This window comes from Petralouisia muris (assembly GCF_004793545.1).
GTDB lineage: Bacteria > Bacillota > Clostridia > Lachnospirales > Lachnospiraceae > Petralouisia > Petralouisia muris.
Genome location: NZ_SRYA01000113.1, coordinates 1 through 9,754, shown reverse-complemented (window position 1 = coordinate 9,754; position 9,754 = coordinate 1). Strand labels below are relative to the sequence as shown.

Sequence of the window (9,754 nt, the reverse complement as noted above, 5' to 3'; positions counted from 1 at the left end):
TGACATATATTAACATAGATTCCAAAAATATACAAATTATTTCACGACAGTTCCTAAGCAGAAATTCATCGGGCAGATTATGACGAGCGAATCCCCGGCAGATAAGGAGCAGTTTTTTATGAAAGTCGGGGATAAGGCTTATACGGATAAAAAAGAAGCAGGAGCCGCCCTTGTGGAGATGTGCAAGGAGATGAAAACGGTCAATGTGCCTGCCACGGTCGGGGAGTATGCCGGATTTAAGATGGCGGTGTCCTTTGATTCATTCAATCATAAATTTGTGATGAATTTAAAAGGGCGGCTTTCCCATAACTTAGAAGTCGGTTCTGACCCTCTCGGCAACATTGCCCGTATCAACCATGCGCTGGAATCCATGCCGAAACAGCTTTCCGAAGCGCAGACGAAACTGGAAACCGTGGAGCGACAGCTTGAAACCGCAAAAGCGGAGGTCACAAAGCCGTTCGCACAGGAAGCGGAGCTTGCGGAGAAGCTGGAACGGTTATCCGCCTTAAATGCCTTGCTCAACATGGACGAAAAGGGCGATGATGCGCTCGGCATGGACGATGCGCCAGAGGAAAAAAACGGAGGACAGGAAACTTCTGGACATGATGTCCAAACAGATTCAGCGGAAAAGCCTTTATTTATGCGGTTTGTGGCTACTCTGAAAGATATTTTACCCCAATAAATACCCCATTTTTATATATTTAAAGCCCCTTTATAGCTGCTGACATGAGGGGCTTTTGTGTGCGCCCAATGCCTTAATTGGTATCGGATGCTTTTCACATTCTTCTAAAATAAAATCGGATGCTTGAATTTGGGGTTAGTCTGTTTCCAGTTGGATTCTGAATCAGTAATATCAATATCCGGCAACGCTTTATATCTTTTGTCTAACAGTCTGTAAAAGGCAACTGTAAGGCGATAGCGGTTTGCCAAAGCGTTTGCATCATGCAATTTGTGTTCGGCTCTATAATCATTGTAACGTTTTTCAAATTTTTCTTTTTCTTCTAAGGTTTCAGCGTTTTTGTAATCGGATGCAACTTTATCCTCTATCTTATCTAATTCCATTCCTTTTTCATAGTGATAATCTGCCATATGAAGCAGGTTTATTATTGCCAGGAAATAATCATCTTTCAGCAAGTCATTAAGGATTGACAGCTTTAGAAAAGAATCTTTCATGTTGAGTATAATGTCAATTACATCTGATGATAGTCCAGTAGCTTCTTTCACATCTGCCACAATATGCCGCTTTTCATCATATTCACATAGCAGATAACCCATATCACAATCTAATTTCTTTGCAATTTCAAGTAAGACTGATAGCGGCAGTATTGAATTTTCCCTTACACATTTATGAAATGATTGTTTTGAGTATGAAATGCCATTAAAAAAATCGTCTTGCGATCCCCATTCTTTGATAGCATCCTTGATTCTTGTGTTGATTTTTTCAGCGTTAATGTCTTCCACACTATTGTAAACCATATTTTACTAAAATCTCCTTTCTTATTAAATTGTGGTATAAAACAGTGAATAGATTTTTACTTTTAACTATTATATCATAGATATAGACGGAGCGCAACGTTAAAAACACAAAGAAAGGTAAATTATTATGAACGAGTTGAAAAATAGGAATTTTAACGGGGAACTGCTTACATACCGACAGACGGCAGAAAAAAGCAACATGGGAATTAACACAGTTATGAAGCTGGCGAAAGAATCCGGCGCACTGGTAAAAATCGGAAAGATAGCAAGGGTAGACTGGAATACATTTTATGAATACATTATTTCAGCTTATCAGGTGAGTAAATGAGCGAGGTTTTCAGGGAAATAAAAGAAAGCCTGACAATGCGGCAAGTAGCGGAGCATTTCAGCTATCCTGTCAACCGTTCCGGCTTTATCCTCTCCCCATTCGGAAAAGAGAAAACGGCATCCTGCAAGCTATACCGCAATTCATATTATGACTTCTCTGCTGCCGCTGGGGGCGATTTGATAAAGTTTACCGCTACCATTCTCAATATCAATAATTGGGAAGCCTGCCAGTACCTTATACAAGCCTTTTCCCTGCCTATATCTTTATCAGGTGGAGCGGACCACCGGGAAGAGATAGAGCGGCGGCAGAGGGAACGGGAACGGCAGGAGGAACGGAAAGAGGAATTTAGGACGGCTTTATCAGGTGAAATAGACAGCTTGAAGCGTTGGGCTGATATTTATAGGACAGCCATAGAAAAGCGTCTGTATGAGCCATTCAGCGATATGTGGGGCTATTGTATCAACGAACTGCAAAAGGCAGAGTACAAACTTGATATTCTATGCACTGCAGATCAGGGAGCGTACCGCCGGATGAAGCCGGATGTTGCCGCCGGGCTATCCTCTGACCGTCCGCAATGGCTTTTAGATGTATTGGCAATCTTGGCAGAGGATGGGGCATTTCAAGCCACGAAAGAGGAAATAGCAAAGATTGAGAAACAGAGGGATTTTGAATTGTGCAGACAGCCCGGAGAAAGGCGGCAGCAGAAAAGAGGTGAGGTAAGACGGAAACGAGAGCAGGAGGACTTACAGCAGATGAGCGACAGCGACTTGATAATGTTGTTGGAGAACTTAATAGGCGTAACCTAACAACGACAGAAAACGGGGTTATTAAACCTAAAAAGCCTATTGAAATCCCTGTGCTGATGAAAGGGGGCATGATTGACTTGGAACACGTGGAGCCGATTGACTTTATCATTGATGATATGCTTTCGCCTGGACTGTCCATGTTGGCGGCAGACCCCAAAATCGGAAAATCGTGGTTTTCACTGCTTATGTGTTTATGCGTGTCACAAGGGAGAAAATTTCTTGGATATAACACACATAAATGCAATGTCCTGTATCTTGCCTTAGAGGATAGCGACAACCGCATGAAATCAAGGATTAAGCGAATATTTGAGGGGGATAAGCTGCCGGACACATTCAATTATTGCATAGAAATCAATGATTTGTCCAGTGGGTTCATAGAACAGATGGAGCTTGTCTGTCAAAGCATGAGTGATTTAAGGCTTATTGTGGTAGATACGCTACAGTGCATCCGGGGGCAGTACAACAATAAAGATGGCGGTGCTTATGGATATGATTACAAGAAAATGAATAAGCTGAAATCATTTGCAAAGAAACATAACCTTGCAATCCTGCTGATTCACCATACAAGCAAGATGGACAACCCTAACGACCCTTTTTTCTCCATATCAGGCACAAGAGGGTTGACGGGTGCGCTTGATTTGATGATGGTCATAAAAAAAGAAAACGTATCTGACAAGCAGGCAAAATTATATATCCGTGGGTGTGATGTTGACAATGACGCTTTTGTGATTGAAATGCAGGATTGCAGATGGGCAAAAGTGGGTACTTTGGAAGAAATGCAGGAAAGAGATACATTAAGGCAATATCAGAACAATCCGATTGTCAGGGCAGTCAATAAAGCCTTGGAAGAATCGGGGCAATGGCGTGGGAGAATGACGGAACTGATTGAATTTGCAGAACGGAACGGAATACATATAAATTTCACGCCACAGCAGTTGTCGAAAGAAATTAACAGTCTGGAATACCAGTTAAGGATGATTGACGGTATTGAACATGGAACTGTCGGCAATGGTAAAGGTTCAAGCCCCCATGTATTCAAGAAATGTAAGCAGTAAATCAATACTTCTCTGTATATATCCTTTAAGTATTGATTTTGTTGATAACCGTTGATAAGTATTGGTGTATTTGCCAATGTATCAACGGCTACCAACGGTAATCAACGGTATCAACGGCACAGGGATATATACGGAGAGCCGTTGACAGCAGTGTCCGCTTTATCAGGTGGACGGAATGGAAAGGAGATATTATGACAAAGGAAATATGGGTACAGTTTAAGGATATGGAATCATACCGTGAAAACGAAGTTAAATTGTGTACTTTATTGAGAGAAACACCGGGAGAGTGTACGGCTTTCGTATACATAAAGGATATTAAAAATGTCCGGGAATTGCATACATACTCTTTTGATGAAAAGCAGATTGAATTGTTAAATGATACTTTTGGTGAAGAAAATGTAAGGTATCAGGAGAGAGAAATCAAAAAGGAGATTAAATGGAACAGGCCAACAGAAGTGCCTAAAATCAAGCAGCTTCTCCCTTGTATGCATGATATGTATGCAGTAATGAGGGATGATGATGGATATAGCTATAAGTGCAAGGTGCTTATGTATGCGTTATGTAATGATGGAGAGATTTACCCTCTATATTTCGACCATGAACTTGGAATTTCCCCATTAGATGAAGCTGTCTATGATGTGTGCGGATATGAGTTAGAGGGCGGCGAAGTTTATTCGCCGGAGGGAGGAAAGCCGGATGAACAACAATAAAGTTATCAGTTTAGCGGATGCGCCGGGGCTGCCTGCTGCCAGTATGGCATTTTATGACCGATACCGGGAGCGGATCACTGTCATTAAGACGGTGGAGCAGAGGAACAATATTCTTTCTGAAATGCAGCAGGATTTTGAAAGAGAGGTAAGGCAGGAGCCGCAGAACCGGGATAAGCTGTCGGAGGTTTACCAGTTGCTAAAGCGGAAATGTTGGGAGGTTGGCTTATTTGGTAACGGATGAAGAATTGAAAAAAGTCTATGGGATGTTTACGGACGCATGGAAATTTTACAAGAAATATGCGGATGTGCAGCAGTCGGACGAATACTGGGAAGCCGTGGTTGATGAATCCAGGCAGATAGCAAAGAAGTATGATAATGCGAAACTGGCGATTGCCTTATTACTGGCGGCTATTGATGAACTGGAAAGGAAAAGCAAGGAAATGAAACAAAATGCAACATAAAAAGAGCCTGCCTAAGCAAGCCCCCGAACCTGATTAAATTATAAAAGGAGTGGCTTGCTATGTCAAAGGGTAAACGCAAGAATGGTACAAACACAATACAACGCCGGAGTTATGCGGAGTACGGCATTGGGCGGCAGCGGATTGAAGAATTACAAAGCGGATGCAGAACCGGGATATATCCCCCTGAAATCCTGAAAGCGGCCTGCAGAGGGCTTGAAGCTATTTCGCCGTGGATTCTGTTATCTGTCAGACAGGACAAGTCTTTTGACACCCTGGCGGTGCGGTGGGAACTGGGGGAGATAGAAAAGCCGCCATTTTGCAGGACTGATTTTTATTTATGCAGGCGGCGGTTTTTCGCCAATCTGGATAAGGAACTGAAAGAAAGGGGCGCATAGCGTGAAGCAATATAAATTTTCCGTGGAGGAAATAAAGAAGCTGACAAAGCAAATGATTGTTCTGATTGATACGAGGGAGAAACGGAACGAACATATATTGTCATATTTCGATAAGCAAGGGATTACATACAGAAAAGAAAAACTGGATTTCGGGGATTATACTTTCCTACTGCCCTCTGCCGCAACCGGGCAGGGCGATATATATTTTCATGATTCGATTGTGATTGAGAGAAAGGCCAGCTTGGAAGAGTTATCGGGCAATTTGGCACAAAAGCGGCAGCAGTTTGAAGCGGAATTTTTGAAAGCCAGGAATGCCGGAGCGAAAATATATTTGATGGTTGAAGATGTGGGCGGTTATACCAGTATCATAAATCACGCATACAATACACAGCTTACACCAGTTTCCTTTATGTCGAGCCTGAAAACGTGGGAGAGCCGTTTCGGATGCAATGTGCAGTTCATAGACAGTCAGTACAGCGGATATTTCCTATACAGCACATTTTCCTATTTCTGCCGGGAGATTTTAAAATAGCCAGTGGCAGTGGATATATTGATGCAGAGTACATCTAATCAGCGGCAGGGGTATCCCGTAATTTTGGGGAGGGTGCCGGGAATTTCGGCAGTATCGTGGTTATTTGGTAATGGTAAGCAATAACTATCAGTGAAGCATATAAAACTATTAGGAGGACAAACAGATGAAATCAGCGGATAGAATGATAAGGGCAATTAGGAGCAGGAAAGATTTAGAGCCAAAAGTAATCAGCCTTAAAAAGCTACTGGCCAGCGGTGGCATGGAGCATTATTTGGATTTATGTTCTGACAGGATTGCAGATGAATTGATGATAGACGGAGAAGATACAAAGATGAACTTTGCAGATTTTCCAGACATTCTTTTTACTGAAAGCGGGCTTTTCGATTGCCGGCATATTCTGGAGAACTATCTTTCAGTTGACGTTCTGATGGACGCATGGCAGCAGCTTCTTGATGAGGAACGTATAAACGGGGAGGTAAACAGCGTTGCGGGGGCTTTTCGGAAAATGAAGCTGCGTAAACTGCTGAAGATGTATAAAAACCAGAAATTGAGTAAATCAGGAGAATCAGGATGGCTTGTCAGAAAATGGATAATGTGGGAAATATGGAGCCGTACTCCCTTATCAGGTATTTTGAGAAGAACAAGTGAAATATTGGCGCGAATACATGTGAGGGTGAAATACAAGTGGCTTTTTGACATGGTTAGTTCCGCCGCCGCAAAGTATAATTAAAAATCTGCTGCCGAAACCTGAATGGTAATATGTGTTTTTGTAACGGCTTTCTCTGATTTATCTGGTAGATGCAGAATGGTACAAATTATTTCCTTTTTCATGTTAAAGTAATAATAGCAAGAATAAGAAAGGGTGCAGATGATGAACAATATTGAAATCAGGGAAGCCATAAAAGAATCCGGTTTTAAGCATTGGCAGATAGCGGACATGATCGGCATTGCTGATACCACGTTCTGCCGGATGCTGCGCCGGGAACTCCCAGAGGATAAGAAGCAGGAGATTTTAACGGCAATGCAAATAGCGAAGGGAAGAACATAGTAATGAATGGCAGACAGAAAGCATTTGCGGATTATTACATAGAGTGCGGAAATGCGGCGGAAGCGGCGAGAAAGGCGGGATATTCCGTCAATACGGCAAGGCAGATGGGAAAAGAGAACCTTACAAAACCTTACATTTTAGAGTATATACGGCAGCGAACCGCCCCTACGGAGCAAAAGCGTATAGCATCTGGCGATGATGTACTGAGATTCTTTACAAGGGTGATGGATGGTGACGAGGGAGCAGACATGCCGGACAGGATTTCCGCAGGCAGAGAGATTCTAAAACGCGATGTTTCTGACCGAAAATTAGAAATAGAACTGCTGAAACTGGAAAGCAAGATTGGAGAAAAAACACAGGAATCTGATATTGATGATACCCTTTTAGAAGCCTTGAATGGTACGGCAATGGATGTATGGGGGAACGGTAGCGGTGAAGCGGATTGCCAATAGGGTTACTCAACAAGCGGATAGGTATTATAAAAATAAGAATATGAATGGAGGATTTACCATGAAGAAATCAACGATTGAGTATTACAAAAAGGCAGTTAGATTAGCAGAGGGCGCAAGCGGCGCTATTAGCAAGGCAAAGGCAGATTATGAGCATGGGTGCGAAGTGGCAAAAGGGGCTTATGAAGCTGACCTTTTGGGAGAGAAAGGCTATCAGGACAGATTAAAGGAACTGGAAGCGGAACGGGATGCACAGATAGAAAATAGCCTGTCCAGGATTCTGACAGTGGTTGACGAATTTGACGGTGAGATGCAGGAACTCGGAAAACTGGACGGAAATATGGTTGACAGCGGCACAATGGCACTATTGAACAGCGGAATAAACCTTAGCCATGCTGACTATCAGGAGCTTGCAAACCGCCACAAGGACAATGCTGTTATGACACGGATTCTCCAGGAGCGGTATAACGCAAACAGGCCGCAGGAAAAAGGGACAGGCATCACAATAGTGCAGTTCGGCCAATCCCCGGCAGACAGGTCGGAAGTGTTCAGCAAGTTTGTAAGGACGGTATACCATGCCTGTGAATCCGGCGCACGTCCGGCACTATCTGGGAGCGGAAGATTAAAAACTGTGACAGACTATTATAATTTTATTGCACAGGGTTCACTTGCGGATATGCAGCCATATGGTGGTGAATCATTCGATAACCTTGATACGGATTTTCCGGTGGAAACAGAAAACGGCAGGGTGCAAAATGCCGGAAATAAGAGTTCTGATTTCAGTTCGGCTGATTTCAATTTTAGTTTTACTCCGATAAGATAAAACATCAAAAGAAAATAGAGTATTGTAATTGCCTGACAAGGAAATGTGTGCTATACTCCATTCATGGGAAACCATAGAGCCAAAGGCGGCTTTACCCTTCTTTTTTTCGGAGGGTTCAAGTAGCCCTCCAGACGAAAGAAAGGAGGGCGATGCAATGTATGTTACATATCAGGATTTAATCCAGATCGGTATACTCGTTGTCGCCCTTGCGAATTTGATTTATCAGGTTTACAAGGGAAAAAAGAAATAGCCGCCACTACTGCCAATAGTGACGGCTGACCTCTAACCAGAGGTATTTGCTTAATGTTGTGGGGTAGAGCCGCTTCTATGGCTTTCCCTTTTTCTATGCTTAATATAGCATATCCGGCAGCAGAGTGCAAGAACAAAACACACGTTTCTTCTATTATCCCATTTTTCTATCAGGTGATTCCATGAACCATTACCCAATACACGCACCACAAGCCCCTATTTTGGATTGTAACGGCATAGATGGTATTTCTAACAGGTATGCCAGTACAAGCCCGGTATGGGGCAAATAGAGTCTTTACAAAGGGATTCTGACAGTAGGGCGGTTCATTCAGCATGTAGGAAGAATGGGGCTGAAAATTCAGCGGTACTGAATCATTCTCCTATATGTGGGCGAAAAATCATTTCAGTTTGTTGCAAGGTGTGGTTCACACGCACACGTTTAACCAAGGGCAATTTGTCCGTGGTTAAGCCCATTTGGGATTTACCGGGGATAGGTAAGGGACATTTGGCTTTTACCTCTGCCAGTAAAGGAAATTACCTGTACCCCTGCTCCATAATTACCGGCACCCTAGCCCGTACCCACTTGTGGGCATATCCTTTGTGTGGTTACGGCTGATAGCGATACAGTAACTACATTGACGAACATTTACCCGTTACCTGATAAATAGGTATTGGGGGTATTGAGGGTTTTGAGGAATGAGGGGGGAATACAAATTTCACCTTTCCTCTGCCCTGCTTTCTCCCCCTTATTTGCTCACTTTTCATAGAGGGGTGGAACAAATGGACATGCAAAGGGAAAAGCCGCTAAAATCAAGGGGTTTCTGTTTGCTCACCCATGAACAAACAAGTGGCTTTTTCCACCTGATAAGACGGTGATGAATGGTATGTGATTATATTTCCTCCCCAGTATCTCTCATTACAAACAGTCCTTTAAAGTCACAATTTAGAATGTCGGCTATTTGTGTTAGTTCCTTTTCACTGAAATTGTCACGCTTTAGTTTGTTTGATAGATTACTTTGAGTAGTACCGAGGTTTGTAGCTAATTCTGTAATGGATATTTTACGCTTTACTAGTGCGATTCGTATTTTTTCCGACATTGACATAATTTACACCCTCTTTCCAGTATGATACATTCAGCATATCACTTAAAAGAAATAAAAGCAATAAAAAAAGTGATGAAAATTTAAAATAAGTGTTGACAAGCAAGGAAGTTTCGTTTACAATATCACTGAATAGTGATGAAAAGCACTTTTAAAGAATATCTATCACTTTTCTTAGTGGTAACAACACATTCATATCCGGCTATCTGACAGCCAAACGAAAATAAGTGTAGTCTCGGAAAGTCCATGAAGAAACAGAAAAGAATTATGTTATATGAATGGGAGTGACGGGGAGGAATAAAAAATGCTTATTTCTGAGTGG

15 protein-coding genes are annotated in these 9,754 nt (G+C 42.5%); 13 read left to right on the top strand and 2 right to left on the bottom strand.

Features of this window, described 5'->3' with window-relative positions:
* Positions 1 to 118 precede the first annotated feature (118 nt).
* Positions 119 to 682 carry a hypothetical protein gene (locus E5329_RS26645; protein ID WP_275443780.1) on the top strand — a complete coding sequence of 188 codons (564 nt, stop codon included), beginning with the start codon at positions 119 to 121 and terminating at the stop codon, positions 680 to 682.
* A 104-nt stretch (positions 683 to 786) separates the two neighbouring features.
* Here E5329_RS26645 and E5329_RS26640 read toward each other — a convergent pair whose 3' ends face one another.
* Positions 787 to 1,476 carry a hypothetical protein gene (locus E5329_RS26640; protein ID WP_135992222.1) on the bottom strand — a complete coding sequence of 230 codons (690 nt, stop codon included), beginning with the start codon at positions 1,474 to 1,476 and terminating at the stop codon, positions 787 to 789.
* A gap of 127 nt (positions 1,477 to 1,603) precedes the next feature.
* Between E5329_RS26640 and E5329_RS26635 the strand changes: the two genes are divergently transcribed.
* From E5329_RS26635 to E5329_RS26580, 12 genes are all read left to right on the top strand, one after another.
* Positions 1,604 to 1,804 (top strand): DUF6462 family protein, encoded by a 201-nt coding sequence (locus E5329_RS26635; RefSeq protein WP_135992221.1) that lies wholly within the window; start codon positions 1,604 to 1,606, stop codon positions 1,802 to 1,804.
* On the top strand, positions 1,801 to 2,610 hold the full coding sequence (locus tag E5329_RS26630; RefSeq protein ID WP_135992220.1) for a hypothetical protein: 810 nt from the start codon (positions 1,801 to 1,803) through the stop codon (positions 2,608 to 2,610). The genes E5329_RS26635 and E5329_RS26630 overlap by 4 nt, the downstream gene beginning before the upstream one ends.
* Before the next feature lie 68 nt (positions 2,611 to 2,678).
* Positions 2,679 to 3,665, top strand: coding sequence for an AAA family ATPase (locus tag E5329_RS26625; RefSeq protein ID WP_168356788.1), 987 nt, complete (start codon positions 2,679 to 2,681; stop codon positions 3,663 to 3,665).
* Between the two features lie 191 nt (positions 3,666 to 3,856).
* On the top strand, positions 3,857 to 4,375 hold the full coding sequence (locus E5329_RS26620; RefSeq protein WP_135992218.1) for a hypothetical protein: 519 nt from the start codon (positions 3,857 to 3,859) through the stop codon (positions 4,373 to 4,375).
* The gene (locus E5329_RS26615) at positions 4,362 to 4,616 is read left to right on the top strand and encodes a hypothetical protein (protein ID WP_135992217.1); all 255 of its coding nucleotides are present in this window, start codon (positions 4,362 to 4,364) and stop codon (positions 4,614 to 4,616) included. Before E5329_RS26620 ends, E5329_RS26615 begins: the two co-directional genes overlap by 14 nt.
* Positions 4,603 to 4,836 carry a hypothetical protein gene (locus E5329_RS26610; RefSeq protein ID WP_135992216.1) on the top strand — a complete coding sequence of 78 codons (234 nt, stop codon included), beginning with the start codon at positions 4,603 to 4,605 and terminating at the stop codon, positions 4,834 to 4,836. The genes E5329_RS26615 and E5329_RS26610 overlap by 14 nt, the downstream gene beginning before the upstream one ends.
* A 59-nt stretch (positions 4,837 to 4,895) precedes the next feature.
* Positions 4,896 to 5,231 carry a hypothetical protein gene (locus E5329_RS26605; protein WP_135992215.1) on the top strand — a complete coding sequence of 112 codons (336 nt, stop codon included), beginning with the start codon at positions 4,896 to 4,898 and terminating at the stop codon, positions 5,229 to 5,231.
* A 1-nt stretch (position 5,232) separates the two neighbouring features.
* Positions 5,233 to 5,763, top strand: coding sequence for an ERCC4 domain-containing protein (locus E5329_RS26600; protein WP_135992214.1), 531 nt, complete (start codon positions 5,233 to 5,235; stop codon positions 5,761 to 5,763).
* A 163-nt stretch (positions 5,764 to 5,926) separates the two neighbouring features.
* Positions 5,927 to 6,493, top strand: a complete 567-nt coding sequence (locus E5329_RS26595) for a hypothetical protein (RefSeq protein ID WP_135992213.1) — start codon at positions 5,927 to 5,929, stop codon at positions 6,491 to 6,493.
* A gap of 138 nt (positions 6,494 to 6,631) precedes the next feature.
* Positions 6,632 to 6,811, top strand: a complete 180-nt coding sequence (locus E5329_RS26590) for a hypothetical protein (protein ID WP_135992212.1) — start codon at positions 6,632 to 6,634, stop codon at positions 6,809 to 6,811.
* A gap of 2 nt (positions 6,812 to 6,813) precedes the next feature.
* The gene (locus E5329_RS26585; protein ID WP_275443779.1) at positions 6,814 to 7,263 is read left to right on the top strand and encodes a terminase small subunit; all 450 of its coding nucleotides are present in this window, start codon (positions 6,814 to 6,816) and stop codon (positions 7,261 to 7,263) included.
* Positions 7,264 to 7,321: 58 nt separating this feature from the next.
* A complete protein-coding gene (locus tag E5329_RS26580; RefSeq protein ID WP_135992210.1) occupies positions 7,322 to 8,083 on the top strand; it encodes a hypothetical protein in 762 nt (253 codons plus the stop codon).
* Between the two features lie 1,139 nt (positions 8,084 to 9,222).
* On the opposite strand, the gene E5329_RS32385 is transcribed toward E5329_RS26580, so the two are convergent.
* Positions 9,223 to 9,429: a helix-turn-helix domain-containing protein gene (locus E5329_RS32385; RefSeq protein ID WP_334295756.1), complete on the bottom strand. Its 207-nt coding sequence runs from the start codon at positions 9,427 to 9,429 to the stop codon at positions 9,223 to 9,225.
* Positions 9,430 to 9,754 lie beyond the last annotated feature (325 nt).